Consider the following 26,239-nt stretch of genomic DNA (forward strand, 5'->3'; position numbering starts at 1 on the left):
CTCAGCGCGGACCGCTGCTGCCGGTGGACTTGCTCATCAGCTGCATGCCCGAGCCGCCGAGAATCTGATGCCGCAGGCCGGCCAGCTGCTCCTGCCAGTGCGTGCAGCAGCCTTCTCCGGCCGGCGGCCTGATGCGCTCCAGCAGCGCATAGCTCATCACCTTGGCCACCAGATCCTGCACGCGCGGTGAGGGGCCGGGCAGCGGCCAGCCGCGATGCAGCAGCTTGATCAGCTCCGCCAGCGGCACCGAGCCGCAGTAGTCATCGTACAGGCGCCCGGCCTGCTGGCTCAGGCCGTCCTTGAGTTCACCGCCGACGGTGACCGCCAGCTGATAGAGCCGCACCGCATCGACTGCGGCGCTGATCAGCTGCTGCTCCGGCAGCGAGGGCAGACGCTCCGCGAGCTGAGCCTCGCCTTCAGACCCATGGTGCGGCCGCGGCCAGCCCGGATACGTGGTGCCACAACCGGGAATGTCTTCAAAGGCCAGTGCGAGCTTGTAAATCGACATGGAGGGATCCCCTTGTTTGATCAGTGAACGAAAAAGCGGAACGAAGGCGCCACGGCCACCGCAGGGGCCTGGCTTTTTCATAAACGGAATTCGGCCTCGAAACGGCTCATGCCGCAGCGCGCATGCGCATCTGCGGACTCCGCGCAGCTTAGCAGCGTGCTGAAAAACGAAGCTTTTGGCGCGCTGTGCTTGGCACATGCAGGTGCCAGGGGCCATCCAGCACGCCAGCGCTGGATGGCCGGGAGCGCAGGAAAACCACGCTTTTGCGTAGCGAGCTGCTGGCGGAACGTGATGCCGCACACAGGCAATTTCTGTCGGCATGAGCCATTCGTCGCGTGCTTTGCGTTGAACAGATCAGCAAGCAGATGCAACACCGCCTTGCCAGGCCGCTGAGGCGGCACCGGCTGCGGGGCAGCTGCTGCGATCCGGCCGGCGACGGAAGTCCCGGCCCTCATCCGCAATTTCTTGGAGTGCATGTCATGAGCGCGAATTTGAGCAAGTCCCTGATCGTCCCCGAATACAAGAACGGCAAGGTCAGTGCCTACATCCCGGATCCGATGAGCGGCGCCGCGCAGGCGTATCCGAGCTATCAGATCGATGTGCAGGCCATCATCGACAGCCTGTTTCCCGGACAGGGGCGGATCGCCGCACCCAATGCCTGTGCCTTGCACGGCAACGATCTGTTCATCGCCTGCAGCTCGCCCAATGCACAGTGCGTGCTCAAGCTCGCCGACTATCTGCATCTGGGACGGGAAGCCAGCGCCAAGGCTTTCGTCTTCACCCTCGACGGCAACGACTACGTGGGCATGGCTTTCGATGCGGCGAATCTGCTCTACGTCGCCGAAGGCAATTTCGGCGACAACCAGATCGTCCAGTATTCGGGGACCGGTGGCGGCTATCCCGGGGCCGCCACCGCCGGGCAGGACAACTACAGCACGCGCATCGTGCTGGGCAATGCCGGCAAGACTTCCTACTTCGCCAATCTGGTCTTCGATGCGGCCGGCAATCTCTGGGCCTCCGATTACCAGAATCATCGCGTGGTGGTCTTCACCCCGACGGCGGCGGGCTGGCAATGGCGCGAGCTGAGCAATCTCAGTGGTCCGATTCCGGTCGCCAACAGCACCGCCGCCCTGTCGGCGCCCTCCGGCTTTCTGTTTGCGCAGCCCGAAGGCCTGGACTTCGATGCCGCTGGCAATCTCTGGGTGGCCAACAACAACGACGGCAGCGGCGGCGTGAAAAACGGCAAGACCTCGCTGGTCAGGCTCAGCCCCGCGCTGCAGGCCGCGCTCCTGAGTCAGGCGCCGGGCAGCAGCCATACGCCGCCGCTGGCATCCGCCAACAACAGCTTCTTCATCTATCAGCTGCCCAATCTCAACAACAACGCCGGCGCCCAGCCGCAGCTCGGCGGCCTGCAGATCGATCGTGCGCTCGGCCGCCTCTACGTCAACGAGGAAGCGGGACTCAATGGCCGCGCTTATGACATCGCCACGCTGGCCGGCATCGGCACCACCACGGCCGGCAATGACTTGAGCGTCACGTCCACCAATCCCGGCAACGGCGGTCTGGTGCTGGTGAGCAGCCATGCCGCCGTGCTGTACATCCGCGATGCGCCCGGCGACAGCGGCGCCGAACCCGATGTCAGCACCACGCGGCCCTGGGAAACCGGCGAGATCTGGCCGCGTCAGATCGCCGACGGTGGTCTGGTGCAACAGGATCTCGCCCCCGGCCAGCCGGCCGTGCTCTACGCGCGCGTCATCAATCGTGGCCTGACGCCCAGCGACGGTAGCGAGGTGCTGCGCAGCTACTGGGTGCGCGCCAGCACCGGGCTCGCCGTGCCGGGTAACTGGAACGGCGCCAGCCCGGGCAACGGCGGCATGATCAATGCGCAGGTGCCGATTCCGGTGATTGCCGCCGGCGGCAGCGCGCTGGTGCCGACCAACTGGCCCAATCCGCCGACGCCGGCATCCGCGGCCGACAGCGATACCCATTACTGCCTGCTGGCACACATCACCCAACCGGGCGCCGCTGCCTTCGCCGGCTTTCCCGGCAGCGATCTGATGAGCGATGTGCTGGCGCTGCGCAGCGTGGCCTGGCGCAATATCCACATCATCGCGCCCAACACCATTCAGAAGATGGGCCGCTTCCCGACCCTGGGCGTGGTGCGTGTGCAGAACACCAGCACGCGCGAGATCAGCACCCAGCTGGAATTCGAGATTCTGGACGGCCACCGCAGAGCGGCACGCCACGAAGGCGCGCAACTGCTGCTCGAACCGCATGGGCGCCTGCTCGAACAGCTGGCCGGGGCGCATCACGCGCTCGAAGCACCGTATCCCGGCATCTACCAGCTGCGCGATCCGAAGCGCGGCCTGCCGCAGCTGCGTCTGGCGCCGGGCGAGACACAAAGCCTGACCCTGAGCTATGTGCTGGAGAAAGCGGTGAAGGGCTTTGCGATCCGCGTCACGCAGTACGCCCTCGAGGGTGAGACGCGCACCATCATCGGCGGGCAGACCTTCGTGTTCGGCGAGGTGGCGGGATTCACCAGCCTGCCCGCCGTGCAGCCGGCAGCGGCCAGTCCGGTGATCGCGCCGTTTGATGCCTACACCTTGAGTTACCGCAGCGGTCATCCGACGCTGGCGGCGCGCATCTACTGCTGGAGCGGCGCCCGGCGCGTCGGCACCATCGACTTCCAGAACGAGGGCGCGCCCCTGCCTGCCAATTTTTACGACGGCGGCAATGGCGGCTGGGGCGTGTATCTCTTCCATCCTCTGTCGCGTTTCGAGGACGTGCTGCGCATCCTGGATTCGGAGCGGCCGCTGCATCTGTACTTCACGCCCGACACCCTGGACGCCGGCATCATCAGCAGCGCAGCGCAGGCGGTCGGCAGAAGCGTCTGAGCGGCGGCTAGAGTGCGGCGGATCGCGCGGCAGGGACGCCGCCCGATCTGCCGCCACTGTGCTTTGCTTCGCAGTCCGGCAAGCCGCGCCGGCGCGATGCTCCGCGCGGCTTCACCTTGGGGCGCGCCGCATGCGCAGAACCGGCAGACCGCAGACAGGCAAGGGCTACAGCTTGATCGAGCTGCTGGTCGGGCTCGCGCTGCTCAGCCTGCTCGCCAGTCTCGGCCTGCCCGCTTACACGCATCTGCTGCGCGAGCTGCGCAGCGACAGCGAGGCACAGCTGCTGCTCGGTCTGCTGCAGCTGGCGCGCGCCGAGGCCCTGCAGCGCAATCGCAACGTGCTGCTGTGCAAGGCCAGCGGCAGCGCGTGCAGCAGCAGCGGCGGCTGGGAACAAGGCCTGCTGATGTTCGTCGATGCCAATGGCAACAGCCGCTATGACGCCGCCGATGTGCTGCTGCGCGCCGAGCAGCCGCTGAGCCGGCGCAGCCAGATCAACGGCAATGGCGCGCTGGCCAGCCGCATCAGCCTCAATTCCCTGGGCCGCTGCAGCGTCGCCGGCACGCTCACGATTCTGCCCCTGGGCGCGGACGGCGAGCGTCGCGCCATCGTGCTGTCCACCACACGCAGTCCGCGCAGCTGCCAGCCCGACCGCGTGCCGAGCGATTGCCCATGACGCGCGCACAGGGCAGCAGCCTGATCGAGGTGCTGGTGGCCTTGAGTCTGCTCACGCTCGCGCTCACCGGCCTCGCGCCCCTGCTGCAGCACGCGGTGCAGCTGCGCCTGCACAGCGAGCGCCTGCTGCAGGCGCAGCTCATGCTGCAGACACTCGCCGAACAGATGCGCGGCAATGCTGCATTCGCAGCGCAGTACGCGCGCAGTCCCGGCGCCACGCCCACCGCCGGCAGCGACTGCCGCAGCGGCTTCTGCGATGGTCCTGCCCTGGCGCAGTGGCAGCTGGCGCAGGCCGCGGGCAGCCTGCCCCGCGCGCTGCTCGGCATCGCCTGTGTGGACTGCGGCGAAGCCGGCCGCTTGCGCCTGCAGCTGTACTGGGATCAGGCCGGCACGGCCGCGCCGCTGGACTGCGGCGCCGCCCAGTCCTCGCGCAGCTGTCTGCAGCTGCTGTGGACGCGATGAACGGGCGCCAGCGCGGCTACTCGCTGCTGGAAGTGCTCGCGGCGCTGAGCGCCGCCACGCTGCTGGGCCTGGCACTGACGCAGCTGCTGGTGCTGGAGCAGCGCCTCTGGCGCAGCCAGCAGGCCGGCGCAAGGCAACAGGACAATGCGCGCACGGCCCTGGAACTGCTGGCGCGCGCCATCCGCAGCGCCGACAGCTGGGGCGGCGTCGAGGCCGGCGCGATCCGCGTCGCGGCCAATCTGCATCCGGCCGGACGCAGCGGGGCCAAAGCCTGCACCGGTGACTGGATCGCCGATCCGCTCGATGCGGTGCATGGCTTCGACGGCGGTGCCGCGCCGCCCTTCGACTGCCTGAGCGGCAGTGACTATCGCCGCGACAGCGACATGCTCGCCCTCAAGAGCGTCGATGCCGATGGCCTGAGCACCACCCAACCCGGCGGCAACGCTGCCGGCATCTGGCTGCGCGTGGCTGCGGGGGGCGGCGCCTATCTGTTCGCCGCCGGCGACTGGAGTGCGGCACAGGCCGCGGTGCCGGCGCAGAACGCGGCGGATCACGGCGTCTATCAGCTGCCTTATCGCGTCGCGGTCTATGCGCTGCGCCCCTGCAGCGTGCAGAACAGCAGCGGCCAGTGCAGCAGCAAGGCCGACGGCGGTCAGCCGATTCCCACCCTGGTCGCCATCCAGCTCACCAGCGCCGGCAATCTGGAAGAAAAGCCGCTGGTGGAAAACATCGAGCAGCTGCAATTCGATTACGGCCTCGACAGCGATGGCGACCGCCGTCCGGACCGCTATCTCGCCGCCGCCGCGGTGAGCGACTGGTCGCGCGTGTGCAGTGTGCGCGTGGGTCTGATTGCGCGCGCCGACTGGCGCAGCGGCAGCCGCGACACGCGTCGCTACGCGCTGCCCGGTGCTTATCAGTATCAAGCCTCTGGCGCCGAACAGCTCTGGTCGCGGCAGGTCTACTCACGCGAGCTGACGCTGCGCAGCCGGCGCGCGCCATGATGATCAACAGGGCGCAGCGCGGCTGGGTGCTGCTGAGCAGCCTGATCGTGCTGGCCTTGCTGAGCCTGATCTCGTTCTTCGCACTGCGGCATCTGACGCTGAACCTGCGCGCCGGCGCGGCCTACAGCGCACAGCTCGCGGCTTTTGAAGCCAGCGAGGCGGGCCGTTCACAGCTGCACGAGCTGCTGCGCGCGCATCTGGCCACGCGCGGCTGGCCGCAGCGTTTCGGTGGCGGGATCGAGGATGCGGCCTTTGCCGGCGTGTCGCCGGCGCTGACGCTGAGCGCGGGCACGCAGCGGCTCTGGTACGCGGGCAACAGTGAAACCGCCGGCAGCTTCGCGCCGCTGTCGCTGGATGTGGATGCCCGCTACGCGCAGGACGAGAGCAGCGCAACGCTGGCGGTCTATCGCCTGCGCGCCATCGGTCTGCCCGGCGGCAATGCCGCCTTCGCGCAAGGCTATGAAGGCGCCGGCGCGAGTCTGGCCGCCGGCGGCGGCGCATTGATTTTCTATCTGCACAGCGAGGGCCGCGCGCAGAAGCAGAGCGCCAGCGTCATCACCGGCGCGATCTACCGTCAGGTGCTGGAGCCCTGATGCGCCGCCTGCCGCTGGCCGCGCTGCTGGCACTGCTGCTCTCCCGCAGCGGCGATGACAGCCGCGCGCAAAGCCTGCCCGCCTGCCCGCTCGATGGCGGCGAGATCGTGGCGCAGACGCGCATCGGCGGCGATCTGGCCTTGCTGGCCTCGTATCGCCTGCTTCAGCGCGATGCGCACCAGCACGAAGCGCGCTGGACCGGTGAGCTGCGCGCGCTGTTCGTCGATGCACGGGGCTGGCTGCGCGAGGACGGTGATGGCGATGGCCAGCTGGGCGATTACACGCAAGACCCTGCGGTGGCGCTACGTTACGAGGCCGGTGAAGTGGCGAGCCGCTTCGATCGCTATCAGCGCGATCCGCAGCTGGGCCTGTTCGACAGCCTGCCGCTGTCGGCGCTGCGTCCGCTCTGGCGCGCGGGCGCCTGGCTGTCCGCCGTGCCGGATGCGCGCCTGCAGCGCGACTACGCCAGCGCGCAGCGCGCGCGTCATCTGTTCACCGCCCTGGATCTGGATCAGGACGGCCGCTTCTCCGCCGATGAACAGCTGCCCCTGCAGCCGGCCAGCTTCAGTGCCGGCCGCTACGGCCTGCTCGATCTGCCCGACGCCGGCAGTGCCACGCAGCTGATCGAGCATGTGCGCGGCGCCGCCGTGCCGGAACTGCGCGCGCGTGAACTGCTGGAAGACGGCGTCCTGCGCACGCAGCGTCTGGGCATGATCCTGAACTCGCAGCCGCTGCTGATCGGCGCGCCGGCCGAGCACTACGATCTGCTCTATGCCGATACCAGCTACAGCGCCTTCTTCAAACGCTACCGGCAGCGTCGTCGCGTGGTCTATCTCGGTGCCGGCGATGGCCTGCTGCACGCGTTCAACGCCGGCTTCGCCGGCAGCGCGCCGGATGGCCTCAGCGCGCACGCGCCGGGCGCCGAACTGTGGGCCTATGCGCCCTACAACCTACTGCCGCATCTGCGCGAGCTGGGCAGCGACAGCGCGCCGCAGCAGGCCTGGGTGGACGCCGCGCCCACCGCCTTCGATCTGCGTATCTTCAACGAAGACGCCGATCATCCCGGCGGCTGGGGCACGCTGCTGGTGGTCGGCATGCGCCTGCGCGCCGCGCCACGCACGCTGCCGCGCAATGCGGCGCCTGCCGCCTTCGCCGGTTTTGCCGGCAGCGAACCGCTGCGCACACGGCCGGCGCTGCTGCTGCTCGATGTCAGCAATCCCGAACAGCCGCCGCGCCTGCTCGCGGAACTCAGCGATGCCGCGCTGGGTTTCACGCTTGCCCAGCCGGCGGCGTTTCGCGTCGGCGGCAAATGGTTTCTGCTGTTCGGTTCCGGACCGGATGATGCGAGGCGCGCCAGCGCCAGCAGCAGCGCGCGGCTCTACGTCTACGATCTTGCGGCTGCACGCTATGTCAGCGGCTACGCGCCACGCGATCTCGGCAGCCTGGCACCGGCGAGCTTCATCGGCAGCGCGGTGGCCGTGGACTGGAATCTGGATTTCAACACCGACTCGCTTTACTTCGGCACCGCCAGCGGCGAGGCTGCCACGCCCGGCGGTCGCCTGCTGCGTCTGGATCTGCACGACAGTCCCGAGCCATCGGCCTGGACCCTGCACAGCGTGCTGGAAGCGCGACGCCCGCTGCTGGAAAAACCCGCGCCGCGTCTGGACGCGCAGCAAAGGCGCTGGCTGTATCTGGGCAGCGGCCGTCTGCTCAGCGACAGCGATGGCAGCAGCCGCGCCGCGCAGGCGGCCTTGGGTGTCATCGACGACGGCAGCACGCTGCTCGATGCCGAACAGCTCTACAACAGCAGCGCCGCCAGTCTCGATGGCCGCGACACGGTGAGCGGCATCAGCGGCATCCGCAGCCTCGCACAGCTGCGCAGCGCGGTGGCGGCACGCGGCGGCTGGCGCGTGGACCTGCCGGTGGAAAGCAGCGCCGAACGCGCCAGCGCCGCGCCGCTGCTGGCGGACGGCAGCCTGCTGCTGGCCACCGCCATCCCCACCGCCGCCGGCAGCTGTCTGGCCGCGCAGCGCCGCCTGTATGCCCTGGAGCCCGACAGCGGCGCGCTGCGTCTGCGCACTGGCGCGGATGCAGCCGGCGCATTAAGGTCCGCCACGGCGCTGGGCGCGGGACCGCCGCTCAAACCCGCCTTGCTGCTGGCGGGCGGCAAGACCCCCGCCCCGCCGCTGCGCATCCTGCCCGGTGCAGGTGCGGTGCTGAATGCGCCGCAGGCGGATCACGGTGCGCCGGCTGGCAGCGGTGAAATCGACTGGTGGGAACTGCATCCATGAGCAGAACACACAGGCAGCAGGGGCTGACACTGATCGAGCTGGTGCTCACGCTGCTGCTGGCCGCGCTGCTGGCCATGATGGCCGTGCATCTGCATCAATCCAGCATCCTGCGCAGCCATCGCGCCCTGGCCACGCGCACGCTGGCCGAACTGGCCGCACAGCAGGAGCAATACCGGCTGCTGCATCAAAGCTACGCGCAGGATTTTTCGCAGCTGCTGCAGCGTGACAGCGCGCAGCTCTACGTGCACGAGGACGGCAGCCTCGTGAACCAGAGCGACGCGGCAAGCCGCTACGCCATCAGCCTGCAGGCGCAGGCGGAAGGCTTCCTGCTGGAAGCGCGCGCCGTCGGCCTGCAGCTGAACGACACGCCCTGCCAGAGCTGGACGCTCGACGCACAAGGACGCAAGAGCGCCGACGGCAGCAGCCGCGACGCGCTGCGCGAGTGCTGGCCTTGAACGCGCTGCAGGCATGCGCCAGGCCTGCGCTGCTGATGGCAGCTGACTCCCCCTCACCCTGACCCGCTCCCCATCGCTGCGCGATGTGGTGCGGATGGTGGAGGGGCAAAAAACATGGCGGGATTTTGATCGGCCAGATATCCGCACCATCGCTGACGCTGATCGCATCGCGGCGCCACCCATGCTACCGATGGCGGAAACGCGTGAGGCTGCGGTGGCTGAGGTGTTCGGCGTCTCGCCGGAGCAGAGGCAGCGTGTGTTTTACACGCCCATCGAGCCGGTGATCGTCGACTACTCGCGCCTGCCTCACATGGTGGAAAAGCCACAGGACGCACGCGAGCGTTACGCCCTCCACGCACTGAGCGCCCTTGCAGACCCCTATGAGATCTATGTTGACCGAGTACGAAGACGGCTTCCGGACCCGATACATCGGGGTCTTTAGGGGCAACTCACAACTGCTGGTGGTGGTGCGCATCAATCAGGACGGCACGATGGTCTACAACTACATGCACGGCAGCGACAAGCGCCTGAACCAGCTCCGAGTTGGGCAGCTGATCTATACGAGGGAAGAGGGAAAAAGGTGAGTGGTCTCGCATCGGCCGGGCAGATCCGGCGTAACGCCCCTAACGCTGGCTATTGGCATCGGCGCCAGCCAGTTTCGCGCACTCACCGGAGCCCATATTACGGCGACCAGACATGAAAATCGACATCGAGACCAACTTCCCCGCGGTGCATGCTGCGTTCCTGGATCTGGCCCATCGCGCGGCCGACATGACGCCGGCAATGGAGCAGCTCGCCCACCTGCTGCTGGACGAGTCCGAAGATGCATTTGCGCGCCAGCGGTCGCCCAACTCCGGCGACTCCTGGCCGACGCTGGCCGCGACGACCATTCGGGAGCGCGCCGAGCTGGGCTACTGGCCCGGCAAGATGCTGCAGCGCACCGGCCACCTGGCTGCGAGCCTGGTGCCCGACCACGGCCCCGACTTCGCGGCGGTCGGCACCAATCTGGATTACGCCGCCGTGATGTTTTTTGGCGCCGAGCGCGGCGAGTTCGGCTCCACGAGCAAGGGCGCCCCGATCCCCTGGGGCGACATTCCCGGCCGCGAGTACATGGGCCTGTCGGCGGAGCGAGAGCCCGACGCCCTGGACATCGTCGGCGACTATTTGCTGCGCCTGCCGCCCACGTGATCGATGGAAATTTTGCCGGCGTTTTTTTCCACCGTTTCACCCACTACATTGGCGCTTCGCCGACATTTTCCGGCCTAAAATCGGCATTCAAACCCCATTAGAGCCGACTCATAGCCGATTTTTCGCGCTTATTTTTCTGTCACGCATCTCGCTGATCGTTCGGCTTTTTTTGTTTTCGGGCCTTATTTTCTCTGCCTCAGAACAAACAACCCCCTGCGCGATGAGGGAGAGGGAAATGGGTCGATGCGGCTGCGCGGATTTCTGAAACTGCCCTGGCGCCGGCATTCAGGCCGCCGCACTCACCCGCACCGCCAGACCATTGAGCGCGGCATTGCCGGAGAGTGCGTCCAGCGCCTGCTCGTCGGTGAGATCGTTGATGCTCTGCCCGCCCTGCTCGCGCGCGATGCGCAGGCGCACGCCGCTGCGGGCATGACCCCAGCCATGCGGCAGCGACACCACGCCGCGCATGATGTCCTCGGTGGCCTGCACTTCCACTTCCACGGCGCCGACGCGCGAGCGCACGCTGACCCGTGCGCCGTCGGCAATGCCGCGCGCGGCCAGATCCTGCGGATGCATGAACAGCTGATGGCGCGGCTTGCCTTTCACCAGGCGCTGCGCGTTGTGCATCCAGGAGTTGTTGCTGCGCACATGACGGCGTCCGATCAGCCACAGCTCCTCGGCCCCCGGCACGGCGGCTTCCTGCGCGCCCAGATGCGCATCCAGGCGCGCGAGGTCCGCGAGCACCGCCGGCACCGCCACCGCGATGCGCCGGTTTTTGGTCTTGAGCCGCTGCGGCAGGCAGCTGCGCAGCGCGCCCAGATCGATGCCTTCAGGCCGCGCACGCAGCTTGGCCAGCGTCAGCTTGTGCGCGCTCTTGCGCCCGTAAGGGCCCATGCGCAGCGCGATGTCGAGCAGGCGATGCGGCGGCAGGCGCGCGAGGATTTCGTTGCCCAGGCGCTTGAACAGCGAACCCTGCGCGCCCAGCTCGGCGCGCAGACGCCGGCCCAGGCGCGCGAAGATTTCCCAGTCATGCAGCGCACCCGCCGGCTTGGGCAGTACCGCCGGGCTGTACTTGACGGTGTTGCGCACCGCGAGGTGGTGAAAAATGATGTCGTAGTGATCGTGTTCCAGGCGGCTGGTCGGCGGCAGGATGTAATGCGCAAAGCGCGTGGTCTCGTTGCAGAAGCAGTCGATGCTGACCATCAGCTCCAGGCCGGCGAGCGCCTTCTCCAGCTGCCGGCCATTGGGCGTGGACAGCACCGGATTGCCGGCCACCGTGTACAGCGCGCGCACCTGGCCTTCGCCCGGCGTGAGGATTTCCTCGGCCAGCGCCGCCACCGGCAGCTCGCCGCCGAATTCCGGCAGGCCGCGCACGCGGCTCTGCCACACGCCCATATGTCCACGCTTGCCGGCATCGGCCACCAGATCGAAAGCCGGCTGCGGAAACATCAGGCCGCCTTCGCGATCCAGATTGTCGGTGACGATGTTGAGCAGCGCGATGGCCCACTGGCAGACGGTGCCGAAGGCCTGCACCGAGACGCCCATGCGGCCGTACACCGCTGCCGCCCTGGCAGTGCGCAGCTCGTCGGCGATGCCGCGTATGGCCTCGGCGCTGATGCCGGTGACGCGCGCCGCGCGCTCCGGCGTATAAGCCTCGAGCTGCGCCGCCACTTCATCCAGACCTTCGACCAGCGGCGCGAGCCGGCGCGGACGCAGACCGTGTTCATTGAGCAGCACCTGGAGCAGCGCCAGCAGCAGCGCGGCATCGCTGCCGGGCCGGATGAAATGATGCGCGCTGGCCAGCTGCGCGGTTTCCGTGCGGCGCGGATCGATCAGCACCAGCTTGCCGCCGCGCGCCTGCAGCGCCTTCAGGCGCTCGCGAAAATCCGGCACCGTCCACAGGCTGCCGTTGGAGGCCATGGGATTGGCGCCGAGCATCAGGATGTAATCGCTGCGGTCGATGTCCGGCACCGGCAGCATCAGCTGATGGCCGTACAACCACATCGCCACCAGATGATGCGGCAGCTGATCCACGGAAGTCGCCGAATAGCGGTTGCGGGTTTTCAGCGGCGAGAACAGCTGCGGCGAATGGGTGAGATTGCCCCAGTTGTGGACCGAGGGATTGCCGGCGTACACGGCGATGCTGTTGTTGCCGTGCGCGCGGCGGATGGCGGCGGTCTTCTGCGCAATCTCGGTGAACGCCTGCGCCCAGGAGATTTCCTGCCACTGCTCGCCCACGCGCTTGACCGGCTTGCGCAGACGATCCGGGTCTTCGTGCAGATCCTGCAGGGCCACGGCCTTGGGGCAGATGTGCCCGCGCGAGAGCGGATCGCGCTCGTCACCGCGTATGGACACGATGCGGCCGTCGCGCACGCGGAACTCCAGACCGCAGATCGCCTCGCAGAGATTACAGGCGCCGTAATGCGTGCTCTCGCTCATGCCGCTCTCCCGAATGTTTCTGTCTGTGCCGACATGGTGAGCCGAGACCGCGCGCTTGAGAAGCCGTGCTAGTCCAGCGCCGGCCATCGCCAGCGCCGCCACAGCGCGCTGACCATCAGGCAAGTGCCCAGCACCACCAGATACGAGCCCAGCACATCGCTGGCGAAGTGCTTGCCCTGCAGCATGCGCACCGCCCCGATGCTCACACCGGCGGCGATGCCCAGCCAGTGCCAGCGCCGCCGCTGCCGCGGCCAGGCATAGCCGAAGGCCAGCAGGTAGAAGCCCATCACCGCATGGCCGCTGACGAAGGAGCAGTTCTTGTCGCAGTACCGGCTCGGCACTGCCGCCGGCACCAGCGGCTGCGTGCCGCCGAAGACCTGCGTCTCCACCGGGCGCGGCCGGCCCCAGTGATCCTTGAGCAGGGGATGCGCAATCAGGCCCGGGCCCAGCGCCAGCACCAGCAGCAGAAAGCCGGCGCGCGCGCGCAGCGGCCGCAGCGAAGGCCGCAGGCTGCCGGCGAGCAGCGCCAGCAGCAGCCCGGCAATCAGCAGCGGCGCGAGCACATTCACCGCACGATAGATCAGCAGCACGGCCGGCGCCTGCGCCCAAACGAAGCCTTCTCCCGCGCGATAGCCGATGCTGCTCAAGGCCACATCCAGCTGCGGGAACAGGGCGAACAGCAGCAGCAGGAGCAATCCGGCGATCAGCTGCGGCATGCCTGCAAATCTCCATCGCGGGTGATCAGCACCAGCTGCAAGTCGAGCGCGGCATCGCGGCGCAGCGGCACGTGAATGGGCGCCAGCCGCTGCGCCTGCGCGACGCGTCCGGCCAGCGTCTGCAAGGCATCGCCGCGCCGCGCCACGTACAGCCAGCAGGCGGCATCGCCGGCCGGCGCCACCAGATCGTAGTGATGCCGGGGCGCACCGGGCAGGGTCAGCGACTGGATCGCGGTGCCCTCGGGGCGCAGATAATAGGCCAGCTCGGCCAGCACATCGCGCTCCTCGGCCAGCAGCTGCGCCTGCGGATACTCGCGCCAGACTTCGCGGATCTGCGCGGCCGCCTGACGCCAGCCCATGATGCGCACATAAGGATCATTGCGCCGCGTCAGCTCCACACCGAAGGCACCGGCCAGGGCGTGGTAGTTGTAGGCCAGCAGACCCAGCAGCACATTGAGCGCGATGGCGGCAGCGAGCCAGACCGTGCGCTGCTCCCGCAGCGCCTCGCCGACGATGAACAGCACGATGCCGACGAAGGCCAGCGCCGCCCAGTTGCCATTGGCCTTGGCCAGCAGCGCCTGCGCGGTCATCAGCGCCAGCAGCGGCAGCGAAAACCAGGCCAGCAGGCGCCGGCGTGCTCGTGCAGGTTCATCCAGCGGCAGACGCGGGCGCAGCAGCAGCAAGCCGAGCAGACCCAGCAAGGGCCCGATGATGGCCAGCTGCTCGCCGATGAAGTCGAGCAAGGCTTTCGGCCGCAGCAGCGCGCCACGATCCCACTGCGCAATCGACACCGTGTGATGCACGGTGACCATGCCGCTGTGCAGATTCCAGAGCAGATGCGGCGCGAAGATCGCCAGCGCCAGCAGCGCCGCCGCCCAGGGCTTCGGCGACTGGAGCAGACGCCGCCAGCTCAGCGGCAAGGCGCCGAGGAAGAAAAACACCATGGGATACTTGGCCAGCAGACCCAGGCCGACCAGCAGGCCCAGTGCCAGCCACCAGCGCCAGGCGTCTTCGTCCAGCGCGCGCAGCAGGCAGTACAGCGCCCAGATCCAGCAGCACAGCAGCGGCACATCGGTGGACACGATCAGCGCCGAGATATCGATGCCGGGCAGCAGCAGGAAGCCCAGCGCGGCGATGGCGCCGACGCGCGCATCGTAGAGCCGCGCACCCACGAAGAAGAAGCCGAGCGTGCTGAGCGGATACAGCACGAAGCTCGAAGCCTTCACGCACAGCTCGCCGTCACCGCAGACACTGGTGGTCGCCGCAATCAGCCAGGCGATCAGTGGCGGCTTGGAGAAATAACCCCAGGCCGGCGACTGCGCCCAGTACCAGTACTGCGCTTCATCGACGAACAGTTCCAGCTGCTGCTGGCGCAGCCAGATCACCCGCAGCGCGGTGATGCCCAGCGCGCCCAGCAGTACCAGCCAGAAGGCTTGCCGCCGGTCGCCCAGATTCACGGCAACTGCGCGCGCAGAAAATACAGCGCGGTGTAGATGCGCGGCTCGATCAGCAGACCCTCGGCGGCGCGGGCGCGCAGCCAGCCGTCCACCTCGCGCAGCGCCACGCGATGCACGGTGATGTCCTCGCCCGGCACGCCGCCGCCGGGGCCCACCTTCGTCAGGTCCGTGACGCGCACCAGATGCAGCATCTCGGAAGTCAGGCCGGCGGCCACCGGACCGGAAATCAGGATCTCGGCCTGCGCACCGCGATAGCCGGTTTCCTCCTCCAGCTCGCGGATCGCCGAAGCCTCGATGCTTTCGTGGCGGAACTCGTGCTCGTCGCCGATCATGCCGGCCGGCAGCTCGATGCAGCGCGCCTGCAGCGGCAGGCGGTACTGCTCCACCAGCAGCAGTTCCTGCGCATCGGTGACGGCGAGAATGAAACCCGCGCCGCTGCTGTTGACGCGCGAGACATATTCCCAATGCCGGTCGCGCACCAGGCGCAGAAACCGGCCGCGATGCAGCTCCTGGATGTCGGCTTGCGGATCACTCATCGTGTGCTCTCGATCAGCGGGGTTATTTCTTCACGGGCCAGAGTTCGGCGCGCGCCTGCGCCTGCGGCCCATGCGCCAGATAGCGCGCCAGCCAGGGCAGCGCCGGCGCGATCTCCTGCTGGAAGCGATACGGCGGATTGACGATCAGCATGCCGCAGGCATGCATCTGTCCTTCGCTGGGCGCGCCGGTTTCCAGAATGTAATTGGCCGCCTCGCGCTTGAGGCTCTCGCGCACGCGGCGCAGCCAGCGCTCGGTGTCGAAGCGCTTCTTGTAGGGATACCAGACCGCGTACACGCCCCCGGCGAAACGCGCCAGCGCGCGGCTCAGCGCAGTCTGCAGGGCATCGAATTCATCGGGGCGCTCGAAGGGCGGATCGATCAGCACCAGGCCGCGACCGCTGGCCGGCGGCAGCAGGCTGTGCAGCTCGTAGCCGTCGCGGCGGTGGATGGCGATGCGCGGGTCTTCCCCGAGGCGCTGCCTGAGCTGCGCGGCAATCGCCGGCTCGCGCTCGCAGAGCACCAGCTGATCCTGCGCACGCGCCGTGCGCGCCGCCAGCCAGGGCGAGCCCGGATACCAGGCCAGGCCGCGCGCGTCCGTGCATTGCTGCAGCAGTTCCAGATACGGCGCCAGCGCCGGCGGCGGTGTGGCGGCGGCCAGCACCCGCGCCACGCCCTGCTGCGCCTCGCCGGTGCGCTGCGCCGCCGCGCTGCCCAGATCGTAGCCGCCGGCGCCGGCATGGCTTTCGTAATAAGTCCAGGCCGCCGGCTTGTCGTTCATCGCGCGCAGCAGCGCGCACAGCAGGGCGTGTTTGAACACGTCCGCGAAATTGCCGGCATGAAACAGATGTTGGTAGTGCACGCGCTGCGCGTCGATGGATCTTGCGTGAAGCGCGCAGTGTAACCCGCGACGCCAGCAACTTATCCGTCGCAAGCGGGCGCAAGCCACGGATGAGTCCTTACGGCAGCCTTGCAAAAAAAAGACCGCGGTTCCCCGGGAGTGAGGGGGGAACCGCGGCGATGACATCGCGCCGGACCTGAGGTCTTGGGCGCTGCGCCCCCGGGGAGGGCGGCTTGGAGGAACTCAGAACATGTACTTGGCCGAGAACTGCACGCGGTCCAGCTTGCCTTCGGCGCTGCTGTCCACTTCGCGCTTGGCGTGGCGGTATTCCAGGCCCAGGGTCAGCGGCTTGACCGGCGAGTACAGCAGATTGGCGCTGGCGCTGTAGAGCTTCCTGGTGACGCCGGTACCGACCAGGGCGGTTTCGTTGTCGGCCTTGAAACCGGAGACGGTGAAGGTGCTGCGCCAGGTGCCGGTCCAGACATGGCGATAGGCCATGTAACCGTTGTAGACCTTCACCGGCTTGAGGTCGTGGCTGACGTCATTCATGGCCGCGTCCGCCACCGTGCCCAGCGCCAGATAACGGCCGATGCCCTTGCCGCCGTTGAGCATGAAGCGGAGGTCGTCGCCGGGGCCGAAGGTGATCTTGCCGGACAGCGAGGCGCCGCCGCCAAAAGCGGTGTCGTTACGCAGGGGCGCGGTGGGCGCGGTGGTCACCGCCGGATTGTCGATCTTCAGCTGTCGCGCGACGCCGGCGAGATTGATATCGGCCGGACCCAGCTTCACGGCGTAACGCAGGGTCAGATCCGGCAGCACGTTGTCGTCGGTGTTGCCGGCGGTGGTGCCGCTCAAGTTCTGCACCGTGGTCTCGCCGTTCTCCAGGGCCAGCGACAGGCCGCCGCTGCTGTAACGCACCTGCGGCTGACGGCCGAACACCGTGCCGTCGCTGGGGAAGGCGACGAAGTCCAGGGTTTCCGGCAGCGCGGTGAGATTGATGAAGTTGGTCCACTCCTGACCGAACAGCCAGTTGTCGAAGGTGATGAAGGCGCGCCGCAGCGAAGGGTTGTAGGCGTTGGTCACGCCTTCGTTGCCGGAGCCGGAGATGGTCTGCGCGATCTGGCCGCTGATGAAGTCGGCCTCGATGTGGGTGCCGAGCTTGTGGCCGTCGAGATTGGTGTCGGTCTTGACGATCAGGCGCGTTTCCTTGGCGTGCGCGTCCAGACGCTGATAGGCCTGGCCGCTGCCGGTGGACACCGGGATGCTGCTGGGCACATAGAAATCACGGCCGGTGCCTTGCGCCACCTCACCGTCCGAGAAGCGGCTGTAGAGCGTGTCGAACTTGATGTACCCGCCGATGGTGAGGCTGGTGCTGTCGCTGATCTTCACCTCGGCAGCCGAAACTGCCTGCGCTGCCAGCAGCGCCGAGCCGGCGGCCAGCAGGCAAAGCCCGTGCGTGGACTTCATCGCCTTCATGTCTTGCTTCTCCTCTAGTGTTTATCGAAAGCGGCGCGGGCGGCGCCGCTGGCGCGAATAGGGGCAAGGCCCATGCCACGGAACAAAATCCCGCGTTGACAGACACTTGCGTCGCCAGGCCGGCTTTTGCGGGGAGTACGCATGTCACCTGGCGAAACCGACTGTTACGCTAAGTAACAGCCGTCCGGCTCGATCCGGCGCGACGACGAGAGGGGAGTACATGAGCAGTTCGCAGCCGCCCGGCCGGGACGACGCGGGCATCGCCTTGCTGTTGGTCGTGGGTCTGTTGCTGCCGCCGGGCTTATGGCTGTGGGTGGACAGCGGCCGTGCCTGGTGGCTGCTGTATCTGGCCTGGGGCCTGTGCATTTTCGGCGTCGCGGCGCTGCGCTGGCGGCGCCGCGCATGAGTCCGGCCTTGCTCACCCTGTTCGGCGTCGGCATCGCCTATCTGGCGGCGCTGTTCATCGTCGCCTATGCCGCCGAACGCGAATGGATTCCCGCGCACTGGGTGCGCCATCCGCTCACCTACACCCTGTCACTGGGCGTGTACGCCACCACCTGGACCTTCTACGGCAGCGTGGGTCTGGCGGCGAATCAGGGCTTCATGTTCCTGACCATCTACGTCGGCGTCACCGCGTCGTTCCTGCTGGCGCCGGTGCTGCTGCAGCCGCTGCTGCGCCTGGTGCGCGATTACCAGCTCAGCTCGCTGGCCGATCTGTTCGCCTTCCGCTACGTGAGTCCCTGGACCGGCTGGCTGGTCACGGCCTTCATGCTGATCGGCATCCTGCCCTACATCGCGCTGCAGATTCAGGCGGTGGTGACCTCGGCGCAGGTGCTGACCCGCGAAGCGCCGCCCGGCGTGCTCGCCGCCGGCTTCTGCATCACGGTGACCTTGTTCGCGGTGCTGTTCGGCGCGCGTCATCTCACGCCGCGCGAGAAGCACGAAGGCCTGGTGATGGCCATCGCCTTCGAGTCGGTGATCAAGCTGGTGGCCCTGCTGGCCTGCGCGGGTTTTGCGCTGTTCGGCGTGTTCGGGGGTTTCGGCGGCCTGAGCGATTACCTGCTCGCGCATCCGCAGGCGGTGGAGCGCATGCAGGCGCCGCTGCGCGAAAGCGGCTCCTGGACCACGCTCTGCCTGCTGGCCTTCGCCGCCGGCTTTCTGCTGCCGCGCCAGTTCCACATGATCTTCAGCGAGAACATCGATCCGGCCGGCCTGCGCACCGCCAGCTGGGCGTTCCCGGCGTTTCTGTGGCTGCTCAACCTGGCCATTCCCATCCTGCTCTGGGCCGGACAGGAACTGCACCTGGACGTGCCCACCGAGTACTACGCCTTGGGGCTGGCGCAGCGCGAGAGCAGCGGCCTGCTCACGCTGCTGACCTTCGTGGGCGGCATCTCGGCGGCCAGCGCGATGATCATCGTCGAGAGCCTGGCGCTGGCGGCGATGTGCCTGAATCATCTGATCCTGCCACTGTGGGTCAACTCCGGCGCCGCGCCCTCGCAGGATCTCTACCGCCGTCTGCTCTGGGGCCGCCGCGCGCTGATCGCGCTGGTGATCGCCATCGGTTATCTGGCCTACATCAGCATGCAGCGCAGCACGGGACTGGTGCAGCTGGGCCTGGTGTCCTTCGTCGCGGTCACGCAGTTTCTGCCGGCGGTGGTCGGCATGCTGGTCTGGCCGCGCGCCAACCGCGTCGGCTTTCTCGCCGGCTTGTGCGCGGGCATGAGCATCTGGTTCCTGATCCTGGCCTGGCCGCTGCTGATCGGCACCCCCTCGCCGCTGCAGAACCTGCCGCTGCACGAGCGCGATCCCTGGCTGTTCGCCACCTTCTGGTCGCTGGGACTGAACCTGCTGCTGTTCGTGCTCGGCTCGCTGCTGGCCAGACCCAATGCCAAGGAACAGGCCGCCGATCAGGCCTGCCGTATGGATGCGGTGACGATCCTGAGCGAAGCGCCGCAGGCCGGCGGCGTGGGCGAGCTGCGCCTGCGCATCGAACAGGCCCTGGGCGGTGATGTCGCGCAGGCCGAGCTGCGGCGCGCGCTCACCGAACTCAAGCTCGACGCCGGCGAACGCCGGCCGCGCCAGCTGCATTTTCTGACCGAGCGCCTGCGCCGCAATCTCTCCGGTCTGATCGGCCCGCAGCTGGCCAGCGAGGTGCTGGCCGGCCGACAGAATGAGCAAAGCATGCGCCGTCATCTGGTGGAGGAAGAACTGGAGCACTCGCAGGATCGTCTGCGCGGTCTGGCCGCCGAGCTCAACCGCCTGCGCCGCTTCCATCGCCAGGTGCTGCAGGATCTGCCCATCGGCGTCTGCTCGCTGGGCGATCACGGCGAGGTGCTGATCTGGAACGAGCGCATGGCGCAGATCGCCGGCCTCTCCGCCGATCAGGTGCTGGGCTCGCGCGTGCGCGAACTGCCGCCGCCCTGGCGCGAGATCTTCTCGCGCCTGCTCGATACCGAGTCCGCGCATCTGTACAAGCAGCCGGTGCATCTGCGCGGCGGCCTGCGCTGGCTGAACCTGCACAAGGAAGCGATTGCCGGCGACGGCGAATCCGCGCAGCTGGTGCTGCTGGTGGAAGACCTCACCGAGCAGCAGCAGCTGGAAGCCGAACTCACGCACAGCGCGCGCCTGGCTTCCATCGGCACGCTGGCTTCCGGTGTCGCGCACGAGATCGGCAATCCGCTCACCGGCATCAGCTGCATCGCACAGAACCTGCTCGACGAGGACGATGCCGGCGAGCGCCGCCAGGGTCTCGACGACATCCTGGAACAGTCACGACGCATCAGCGACATCGTGCAGTCGCTGCTCAGCTTTGCGCGGCCCTCGGCGCCGGCGCGCGATCTGGAACCGCTGGAGCTGCACAGCCTGGTCAAGGAAGCGGCGCGGCTGGTGCGCCTGTCGCGCAGCGGCCGCAACATCGCCTTCGACAACCGCGTGCCCGAGGCCTTGATCATCGATGGCGATCGCGCGCGCCTCACGCAGGTGTTCGTCAATCTGCTGGGCAATGCCGCCGACGCCTCGCCGCCCAATGGCCGCGTCGAGATCGAGGCCAGCCGCGGCGCGGCCTCGGTGACCATCAGCGTGCGCGACTGGGGCAGCGGCATTCCCGAAGAACTGCTCGGCCGCATCTTCGAACCTTTCGTCACCACCAAGCTGCCGGGCCAGGGCACGGGCCTGGGCCTGCCGCTGGTCTACCGCATCGTCGCCGATCATGGCGGCAGCATCAGCGTGGACAGCCGCGTCGGCGAGGGCAGCACCTTCGTGCTGCGTCTGCCGCTGGCGCCGGACGCCGCGCTGGGCATTCTCACCTGAGCCTCACATGACCCATATCCTGATCGTCGAAGACGAAGCCGTGATCCGCCGTCAGCTGGCGCGCCTGCTGTCGCGGCAGGGCTATCAGATCAGCGAGGCCGGCAGCGTGCCCGAGGCCGAAAGCCTGAGCCTCAAGGACTGCGACCTGATCATCGCCGACGTGCGCCTGCCCGGCGCTTCCGGCACCGAGCTGATTGCGCGCGTGGCGCCGACACCGGTGCTGATCATGACCAGCTACGCCAGCATCCGCTCGGCGGTGGAAGCGATGCAGCTGGGCGCCGCCGACTACATCGCCAAGCCTTTCAACCACGAGGAGATGCTGCTCACCATCGAGCGCATCCTGAAGACCGGGCTGCTGGCGCGGCAGAACGCCGCGCTGAAGAAAGACCTGGAGCGGCAGTATCCGACCATGGGCATGATCGGCAACTGCAGCGCGATGCGCGAGGTGCGCGACCGCGTGCAGCGCGTCGCCGGCGCCGAGGTCACGGTGCTGATCCGTGGCGAGTCCGGCACCGGCAAGGAGCTGGTGGCGCGCGCGATTCATGATCAGGGCGCGCGTCGCGACGGACCTTTCATCGCGGTGAACTGCGCCGCGATTCCCGACAATCTGATCGAGGCCGAGCTGTTCGGTCACGAGAAAGGCGCGTTCACCGGCGCCACCCAGCGCAAGGAAGGCCTGATTGCCGCCGCCAACGGCGGCACGCTGTTCATGGACGAGGTCGGCGAGCTGGCGCCGGCGGTGCAGGCGCGGCTGCTGCGCGTGCTGCAGGAAGGCGAGATCCGGCCGGTGGGCAGCACGCAGTCGCGGCGCGTCAATGTGCGGGTGCTGGCCGCCACGCATCGCGATCTGGAACAGATGGTGCGCGAGAAGAGCTTTCGCGAAGACCTCTACTACCGGCTCAAGGTCATGGAGATCACCCTGCCGCCGCTGCGCGCGCGTGGCGAGGATCTGGAAGTGCTGGCCGAGCACCTGCTGGCGCAGGCCGCGCAACGCCTGAACCGCAGCGGCCTGCGTCTGTCACAGCGCGCGCTGGCCGCGATCCGGCGTCACGACTGGCCGGGCAATGTCCGCGAGCTGGGCAATGCCCTGGAGCGCGCGGTGATTCTCTGTGACGGCCCGGCCATCGAGCCCGATCATCTGGCGCTGCCGCAGGCACCGGCCAGGGACGCCATGCAGCTGCCGGCGGGCGGACAGAGCCTGGAGGACTACTTCCGCCAGTTCGTGCTCGCCAAGCAGGACAGCATGTCGGAGTCCGAACTCGCCCGCGCCCTGGGCATCAGCCGCAAGACGCTCTGGGAGCGGCGCAGCAAGATGAACCTGCCGCGCAAGACGCCGGATCGCACGGCCGGCGAATGAGGCCTTGCAACTAACAGCTTGCTGAAAAACGCCATCCCTGGCGTTTTTCAGGTCGCTACGGAAAAGCGTGGTTTTCCTGCGCTCCCGGCAATCAAGCGCTTGCGCGCTTGACTGCCGTTGGCACCTCCATGTGCCAAGCACAGCGTTAAGCCTCCAGCACGTGGCTGCGGTCGAGGAACTTGTCGAAGAAAATCGCCTCGTCGCCGACACCCGCATCCCGCAGCATCCTGATGCAGCTGTCGATCATCGGCGGCGGTCCGCACAGATAGGCCTGATGCGCGGCGAGACGCTCGCCCAGCACGGCGCCCAGATGCTCGGCGATGAAACCGCGGCGGCCCGTCCAGCCGGCATCTGTGTCCAGCGCCGAGAGCACGGGCTCGAAGGCAAACGCGCCCTTCCACCTCGCCTTGAGCGACTCGATCCTGTCCAGCGCATACAGATCGCGCTGCGTCCTGGCGCCGAAGAACAGCGTGACATCGCGGCTGACACCATCGAGCAAGGCCTGCTCCAGCACCGCCAGAACCGGCGCCAGGCCACTGCCACCGGCGATGAACAGCAGCGGCGCCAGGCCATCACGCAGCCAGAAGTCGCCATAAGGGCCATGCCCTTCGAGCACCGTGCCGACCTTGGCCTCGGTAAACAGCCAGTCCGTGAACGCGCCGCCCGGCACCCGGCGGATGAAGAACGAGACCCGATGGTGATCGGGGTCCGCGCCGGGCGCACTGGCAAAGGAATAGCTGCGGGTCTCGCGCACCCCGTTGACGATGACGCCCGGCACGCAGATTTCCGCGTACTGGCCGGCGCTGTACTGCGCCGCGTCCTTGAGCCTGGCCTGCACGTGCACGATATCGTCGGTCAGATGCTCGATGGCGGTGATCTCGCCGCTGGTGTGCACCAGCGCATGACGCGGGCCATGGCCGGCCGCGAGTTCCACCTCCACGCTCACGTCCGTCAGCGGCACGCTCTGACAGGCGAGAATGAAATTGCGCCGCAGCTCCTCGGCGCTCAGGACATAGCTCTTGTCCGTCATCTCGCGGACCTTGCCGCTGAGCAGCCGGCATTTGCATTTGCCGCAGCCGCCGGCGCGGCAATGGTGCGGAAACGCGACGCCCTGATCCAGCGCCGCCTGCAGCAAGGTGGCCTTGGCGTTGACCTTGAGCATCTGCCCGGCCGGCTCGATGCGCATCGTGGTGTCCACGGGTGAACGGCGAAATAGTCGCGACAGCATGTGGGGATTCCCGCAGTGGAGGATGTTTGCGCCTTGACGCCGGAGCGCGGATCGCGGATCGCAAGGTAGCCGGCGTCACGGCAAAGGTCTCCTACCGATCGATAGGAACGCGCGCAGCGCGCCCTTCTTCAGATCAGCCCTGCGCGCTGCGCCGCTCTCACTGCGGCGGTGCGCCCCCGCACATCCAACTTGCCGTAGATGTTGTGGAGATACCATTTCACCGTGCCCTCGCCCAGAAAGCAGCGCCTGGCGATTTCGGCATTGCTGATGCCCTCGGCCAGCAGTTTCACGATCTGGATTTCGCGCTTGCTCAAGGCATCGAGTTGTTCTTTCTTGCGGGCCGGCGAGACGCTTTCCCGCAGCTGTGCGGCGATCGCGCTGGCGCGCGCCTGACGCTCGCTGGCGTAGACCTCCAGCAAGGGCGAGAGCAGCGGGTATTCGTCGAGATAGACGCGGAAGTAAGCCTCCACCTCGCCGAGTTCGAAGGCTTCCTGCAGCTGCTCCAGCGCGGTCACGGCATTGCCACTGTCGAAATGGGCGATGGCCGCCAGCAGCAGGCACTCACAGAGCTTGAACTGCTGTCCGGTGTTGCGGGCCCGGAGCAGAATGGGTTCGATCAGCGCCAGCGCGCGCCTGGGCTCACCGCGCAGCAAGGCCAGGCGCGCAAACAGGCGCCCGGCGCGGTCGCGGGCCACCGGGTCTGCGCTGTCCGGCGTCAGGAAGGCATCCCTGGCCACCAGCTCCGCCTGATCCAGAGCGCCGGCGCGCAACAGGCTGAGCACGCGCTCGGCGGCAATGGCCTTGGCCATGCGCGGAAAGCCGCGATGCACACCCATGCGTTCACCTTCGGCCAGCAGATCCAGCGCCGAGCCCAGATCGCCATCGGCGCAGCGCAGCCGGGCCGCGGTGACGTAGCCGCAGACGATGGCATCGACGATGCCCTGATCCGGCAGCGCCGGCAGACAGTCCTCCAGCGCCGCCCTGGCCTGCGCCAGCTCGTCGCGTTCGTAGTGCAGCATCGACTGGATGCCCAGCAGCATGGCGCGCAGATTGGACAGCCCGCCCTCGCCGGCCGCCAGGCGCAGACTCGTCGCCACCTCGGCGCGCGCGTGGCGATGCCGTCCGGCCTTGAGCAGATTGAGCAGGGACACCACGTGCACCCAGGACAATCCGTAATGGGAACTGGTCCTGGCGAACAGCGCCCGGGCCCGCGACAGACTGTGCGTGGCCTCGTCGAACTGGCATTGGCACTTCTGCTTGAACGCGACGATCACGCGCGCCGCACCTTCCTGGAAATCATTGTGGCAGTCGCTGCGCAGCCATTCCTCGGCGAAGGCGGCGGCCGAGCTGTAGTCGTCGCACATGGCGGCAATGGTGGCGCGCTGCAGAATCACGACCTGGCCCGCGTCTTCGGACACCGAACGCGCGCGCATCAGCCTTTGTTCGGCATCGGCATGGCGATGCTGGAAGATCAGCGCCCACACCGCGAACTGCTCCAGCTCGTCGCGCTGCTGCGTGCTCAGCGGCTCGCAACGCTGCAGCAGATCGAGGAAGGTCTGATGCCGGCCCGTCAGGAACACCAGCGCTTCGGCTGCGGCGCGCAGCCAGCCGGCGGCACGCTCGCGGTCGCCCGCATCGGCGGCAAGCCCGACGGCGCGATGGATATCCGCCTGCTCGTACCACCACTGTGCGAGGTCGCGCCGGAACGCATGGAGCTGCGGCGCCACCCTGCCGCTGGCGGAACGCAGGATCGACTCGCGCAGAATCGGATGCACACTCAGGCATTCGCCTTCCGGCCCGCCGCTGCGACGCTGCACGATGCCCAGCCGCTCCAGGGCGAACAGCACGGCTTCGGGCGCCTTGATCGCCAGCGCGTTCAGCGCCTGCAGCGGCACGATGTCGTCGATCGCCAGCACCGCGAGCAGACGCAGCTCGTCGTCGTCGAGCTTGGAGAGGAAGCGGTCTTCGATGTACTGCCTGATCGGCGTGACATCCGAGATCGTGCGTGACATCGGCTCGATCGTCGTCGGCTGGCCCGACAGTGCCAGCTGCAGCAGCACCGGCCAGCCCTGCGTGCTGCGCACCAGGGCCTTGACCTGCTCGGGCGCCCACTCGCTGCTGCGCGCAGCGGCCAGACACAGCGCCTCCTCCTCGGTCATCGCCAGCGACTGCGCGCCGATGCGGCGCACCATGCCGGCCGCGGAGAACTCGCTGATGGACAGCGAGGACTCGCGAAAATCCCTGGCGCTCAGCACGAAGCGGAGATTGGGCCCCGCGCCATGCAGCAAGCGGTTCAGATAGCGGATGGACGGACTGCCTTCCAGCAGATGCACATCGTCGAAAAACAGACGATGGCACTGCGAAGGGTTTTCCACGATCTTGGTGAACTGCAGGAACAGGTCCGCTGCATCGGCGCGTGCCGCCGCCGGGCCGGCGGCCTCACCGCCCAGCCGTTCGAGCAGTTCGCGCAGCAGCACCGTGGCGTCGCGGTGTTCGGCGCCCAGGGTGATCACCAGGGTTCTGAGGTCCGCAGGCGTGGCCTGCAGCTGCTGATTGATCAGGGTGGTCTTGCCGTATCCGGCGGGTGCTTCGATCAGCACGATGGGTTCGGCCGGCGCCACGTTCGCGAGGCGGGCCCTGGCGATGGCGTAACGCAGATTGCCCGGCGACGGCTTGTCCGCCGCCACACCGCTTTCCTGCGGTCCGCGCCTGCCCATGAAGAAAACACTCCCCCGTCTTGAGTGGCAAAACCTACCGAACGGGAGGAGACGCTGCCATTGACGGTGGTCAATCTACGGACGCCGGCGGAATCGAGCGAATCC

General features: G+C 67.8%; 22 protein-coding genes. 12 read left to right on the forward strand and 10 right to left on the reverse strand.

Annotation, left to right across the window (positions count from 1 at the left end; genetic code table 11):
* Window position 1: 1 nt before the first annotated feature.
* Both BMY12_RS08855 and BMY12_RS19950 read right to left on the reverse strand, forming a co-directional pair.
* Window positions 2-508 carry a hypothetical protein gene (locus BMY12_RS08855; RefSeq protein ID WP_093284755.1) on the reverse strand — a complete coding sequence of 169 codons (507 nt, stop codon included), beginning with the start codon at window positions 506-508 and terminating at the stop codon, window positions 2-4.
* Window positions 509-585: 77 nt separating this feature from the next.
* Window positions 586-984, reverse strand: coding sequence for a hypothetical protein (locus tag BMY12_RS19950; RefSeq protein WP_143068899.1), 399 nt, complete (start codon window positions 982-984; stop codon window positions 586-588).
* Window positions 985-987: 3 nt separating this feature from the next.
* On the opposite strand from BMY12_RS19950, the gene BMY12_RS20485 reads away from it, so the two are divergent.
* The 9 genes from BMY12_RS20485 (at window position 988) to BMY12_RS08895 (ending at window position 10,064) form a co-directional block, all read left to right on the forward strand.
* On the forward strand, window positions 988-3,402 hold the full coding sequence (locus BMY12_RS20485; protein WP_218140134.1) for an NHL repeat-containing protein: 2,415 nt from the start codon (window positions 988-990) through the stop codon (window positions 3,400-3,402).
* A 130-nt stretch (window positions 3,403-3,532) separates the two neighbouring features.
* Window positions 3,533-4,075 carry a GspH/FimT family protein gene (locus BMY12_RS20490; RefSeq protein WP_218140135.1) on the forward strand — a complete coding sequence of 181 codons (543 nt, stop codon included), beginning with the start codon at window positions 3,533-3,535 and terminating at the stop codon, window positions 4,073-4,075.
* Window positions 4,072-4,536, forward strand: a complete 465-nt coding sequence (locus tag BMY12_RS20295) for a prepilin-type N-terminal cleavage/methylation domain-containing protein (protein WP_093284760.1) — start codon at window positions 4,072-4,074, stop codon at window positions 4,534-4,536. Before BMY12_RS20490 ends, BMY12_RS20295 begins: the two co-directional genes overlap by 4 nt.
* On the forward strand, window positions 4,533-5,537 hold the full coding sequence (locus tag BMY12_RS20300; RefSeq protein WP_093284763.1) for a PilW family protein: 1,005 nt from the start codon (window positions 4,533-4,535) through the stop codon (window positions 5,535-5,537). Before BMY12_RS20295 ends, BMY12_RS20300 begins: the two co-directional genes overlap by 4 nt.
* Complete coding sequence (locus BMY12_RS08875) at window positions 5,534-6,130, forward strand: pilus assembly PilX family protein (RefSeq protein WP_093284765.1); 597 nt, start codon at window positions 5,534-5,536, stop codon at window positions 6,128-6,130. Before BMY12_RS20300 ends, BMY12_RS08875 begins: the two co-directional genes overlap by 4 nt.
* Complete coding sequence (locus tag BMY12_RS08880) at window positions 6,130-8,421, forward strand: pilus assembly protein (RefSeq protein WP_093284769.1); 2,292 nt, start codon at window positions 6,130-6,132, stop codon at window positions 8,419-8,421. The genes BMY12_RS08875 and BMY12_RS08880 overlap by 1 nt, the downstream gene beginning before the upstream one ends.
* On the forward strand, window positions 8,418-8,876 hold the full coding sequence (locus tag BMY12_RS08885) for a type IV pilin protein (RefSeq protein WP_093284772.1): 459 nt from the start codon (window positions 8,418-8,420) through the stop codon (window positions 8,874-8,876). Before BMY12_RS08880 ends, BMY12_RS08885 begins: the two co-directional genes overlap by 4 nt.
* A gap of 392 nt (window positions 8,877-9,268) precedes the next feature.
* Entirely contained in the window at window positions 9,269-9,460 is a 192-nt protein-coding gene (locus BMY12_RS19960; RefSeq protein ID WP_143068901.1) for a hypothetical protein, read from the forward strand.
* A 112-nt stretch (window positions 9,461-9,572) separates the two neighbouring features.
* Complete coding sequence (locus BMY12_RS08895) at window positions 9,573-10,064, forward strand: phage virion morphogenesis protein (RefSeq protein WP_093284777.1); 492 nt, start codon at window positions 9,573-9,575, stop codon at window positions 10,062-10,064.
* A gap of 285 nt (window positions 10,065-10,349) precedes the next feature.
* Here the strand turns inward: BMY12_RS08895 and BMY12_RS08900 are convergent, their stop codons facing one another.
* The 6 genes from BMY12_RS08900 to BMY12_RS08920 form a co-directional block, all read right to left on the reverse strand.
* Entirely contained in the window at window positions 10,350-12,503 is a 2,154-nt protein-coding gene (locus BMY12_RS08900) for a molybdopterin-dependent oxidoreductase (RefSeq protein ID WP_093284780.1), read from the reverse strand.
* Between the two features lie 68 nt (window positions 12,504-12,571).
* A complete protein-coding gene (locus BMY12_RS08905) occupies window positions 12,572-13,219 on the reverse strand; it encodes a phosphatase PAP2 family protein (protein WP_093284784.1) in 648 nt (215 codons plus the stop codon).
* Window positions 13,207-14,676 carry a glycosyltransferase family 39 protein gene (locus tag BMY12_RS08910; RefSeq protein ID WP_177188913.1) on the reverse strand — a complete coding sequence of 490 codons (1,470 nt, stop codon included), beginning with the start codon at window positions 14,674-14,676 and terminating at the stop codon, window positions 13,207-13,209. Before BMY12_RS08910 ends, BMY12_RS08905 begins: the two co-directional genes overlap by 13 nt.
* Window positions 14,673-15,212 carry an NUDIX hydrolase gene (locus BMY12_RS20305; RefSeq protein ID WP_177188914.1) on the reverse strand — a complete coding sequence of 180 codons (540 nt, stop codon included), beginning with the start codon at window positions 15,210-15,212 and terminating at the stop codon, window positions 14,673-14,675. The genes BMY12_RS08910 and BMY12_RS20305 overlap by 4 nt, the downstream gene beginning before the upstream one ends.
* 22 nt (window positions 15,213-15,234) lie before the next feature.
* Window positions 15,235-16,071 (reverse strand): 23S rRNA (adenine(2030)-N(6))-methyltransferase RlmJ, encoded by an 837-nt coding sequence (locus BMY12_RS08915; protein WP_177188915.1) that lies wholly within the window; start codon window positions 16,069-16,071, stop codon window positions 15,235-15,237.
* A gap of 222 nt (window positions 16,072-16,293) precedes the next feature.
* Window positions 16,294-17,523, reverse strand: coding sequence for a DcaP family trimeric outer membrane transporter (locus tag BMY12_RS08920; protein WP_245732425.1), 1,230 nt, complete (start codon window positions 17,521-17,523; stop codon window positions 16,294-16,296).
* 220 nt (window positions 17,524-17,743) lie between these two features.
* Between BMY12_RS08920 and BMY12_RS08925 the strand changes: the two genes are divergently transcribed.
* Genes BMY12_RS08925 through BMY12_RS08935 form a run of 3 tightly spaced genes read left to right on the forward strand, consistent with a single transcriptional unit; the run spans window position 17,744 to window position 22,189 of the window.
* Complete coding sequence (locus tag BMY12_RS08925; protein ID WP_093284792.1) at window positions 17,744-17,929, forward strand: hypothetical protein; 186 nt, start codon at window positions 17,744-17,746, stop codon at window positions 17,927-17,929.
* Window positions 17,926-20,832 (forward strand): sensor histidine kinase, encoded by a 2,907-nt coding sequence (locus tag BMY12_RS08930; protein WP_093284794.1) that lies wholly within the window; start codon window positions 17,926-17,928, stop codon window positions 20,830-20,832. Before BMY12_RS08925 ends, BMY12_RS08930 begins: the two co-directional genes overlap by 4 nt.
* A 7-nt stretch (window positions 20,833-20,839) precedes the next feature.
* Window positions 20,840-22,189: a sigma-54-dependent transcriptional regulator gene (locus tag BMY12_RS08935; protein WP_093284798.1), complete on the forward strand. Its 1,350-nt coding sequence runs from the start codon at window positions 20,840-20,842 to the stop codon at window positions 22,187-22,189.
* A 145-nt stretch (window positions 22,190-22,334) separates the two neighbouring features.
* On the opposite strand, the gene BMY12_RS08940 is transcribed toward BMY12_RS08935, so the two are convergent.
* Both BMY12_RS08940 and BMY12_RS08945 read right to left on the reverse strand, forming a co-directional pair.
* On the reverse strand, window positions 22,335-23,417 hold the full coding sequence (locus BMY12_RS08940; protein ID WP_093284801.1) for a 2Fe-2S iron-sulfur cluster-binding protein: 1,083 nt from the start codon (window positions 23,415-23,417) through the stop codon (window positions 22,335-22,337).
* A gap of 128 nt (window positions 23,418-23,545) precedes the next feature.
* Window positions 23,546-26,134 (reverse strand): LuxR C-terminal-related transcriptional regulator, encoded by a 2,589-nt coding sequence (locus tag BMY12_RS08945; RefSeq protein WP_093284804.1) that lies wholly within the window; start codon window positions 26,132-26,134, stop codon window positions 23,546-23,548.
* Window positions 26,135-26,239 lie beyond the last annotated feature (105 nt).

This window comes from Solimonas aquatica (genome assembly GCF_900111015.1).
Lineage (GTDB): Bacteria > Pseudomonadota > Gammaproteobacteria > Nevskiales > Nevskiaceae > Solimonas > Solimonas aquatica.

What these genes read in the sequence shown, in the direction of transcription:
- BMY12_RS08855 (WP_093284755.1), bottom strand. Translation starts at nt 508, where the DNA reads ATGTCGATTTACAAGCTCGCACTGGCCTTTGAAGACATTCCCGGTTGT.
- BMY12_RS19950 (WP_143068899.1), bottom strand. Translation starts at nt 984, where the DNA reads ATGCACTCCAAGAAATTGCGGATGAGGGCCGGGACTTCCGTCGCCGGC.
- BMY12_RS20485 (WP_218140134.1), top strand. Translation starts at nt 988, where the DNA reads ATGAGCGCGAATTTGAGCAAGTCCCTGATCGTCCCCGAATACAAGAAC.
- BMY12_RS20490 (WP_218140135.1), top strand. Translation starts at nt 3,533, where the DNA reads ATGCGCAGAACCGGCAGACCGCAGACAGGCAAGGGCTACAGCTTGATC.
- BMY12_RS20295 (WP_093284760.1), top strand. Translation starts at nt 4,072, where the DNA reads ATGACGCGCGCACAGGGCAGCAGCCTGATCGAGGTGCTGGTGGCCTTG.
- BMY12_RS20300 (WP_093284763.1), top strand. Translation starts at nt 4,533, where the DNA reads ATGAACGGGCGCCAGCGCGGCTACTCGCTGCTGGAAGTGCTCGCGGCG.
- BMY12_RS08875 (WP_093284765.1), top strand. Translation starts at nt 5,534, where the DNA reads ATGATGATCAACAGGGCGCAGCGCGGCTGGGTGCTGCTGAGCAGCCTG.
- BMY12_RS08880 (WP_093284769.1), top strand. Translation starts at nt 6,130, where the DNA reads ATGCGCCGCCTGCCGCTGGCCGCGCTGCTGGCACTGCTGCTCTCCCGC.
- BMY12_RS08885 (WP_093284772.1), top strand. Translation starts at nt 8,418, where the DNA reads ATGAGCAGAACACACAGGCAGCAGGGGCTGACACTGATCGAGCTGGTG.
- BMY12_RS08895 (WP_093284777.1), top strand. Translation starts at nt 9,573, where the DNA reads ATGAAAATCGACATCGAGACCAACTTCCCCGCGGTGCATGCTGCGTTC.
- BMY12_RS08900 (WP_093284780.1), bottom strand. Translation starts at nt 12,503, where the DNA reads ATGAGCGAGAGCACGCATTACGGCGCCTGTAATCTCTGCGAGGCGATC.
- BMY12_RS08905 (WP_093284784.1), bottom strand. Translation starts at nt 13,219, where the DNA reads ATGCCGCAGCTGATCGCCGGATTGCTCCTGCTGCTGCTGTTCGCCCTG.
- BMY12_RS20305 (WP_177188914.1), bottom strand. Translation starts at nt 15,212, where the DNA reads ATGAGTGATCCGCAAGCCGACATCCAGGAGCTGCATCGCGGCCGGTTT.
- BMY12_RS08920 (WP_245732425.1), bottom strand. Translation starts at nt 17,523, where the DNA reads ATGAAGGCGATGAAGTCCACGCACGGGCTTTGCCTGCTGGCCGCCGGC.
- BMY12_RS08925 (WP_093284792.1), top strand. Translation starts at nt 17,744, where the DNA reads ATGAGCAGTTCGCAGCCGCCCGGCCGGGACGACGCGGGCATCGCCTTG.
- BMY12_RS08930 (WP_093284794.1), top strand. Translation starts at nt 17,926, where the DNA reads ATGAGTCCGGCCTTGCTCACCCTGTTCGGCGTCGGCATCGCCTATCTG.
- BMY12_RS08935 (WP_093284798.1), top strand. Translation starts at nt 20,840, where the DNA reads ATGACCCATATCCTGATCGTCGAAGACGAAGCCGTGATCCGCCGTCAG.
- BMY12_RS08940 (WP_093284801.1), bottom strand. Translation starts at nt 23,417, where the DNA reads ATGCTGTCGCGACTATTTCGCCGTTCACCCGTGGACACCACGATGCGC.
- BMY12_RS08945 (WP_093284804.1), bottom strand. Translation starts at nt 26,134, where the DNA reads ATGGGCAGGCGCGGACCGCAGGAAAGCGGTGTGGCGGCGGACAAGCCG.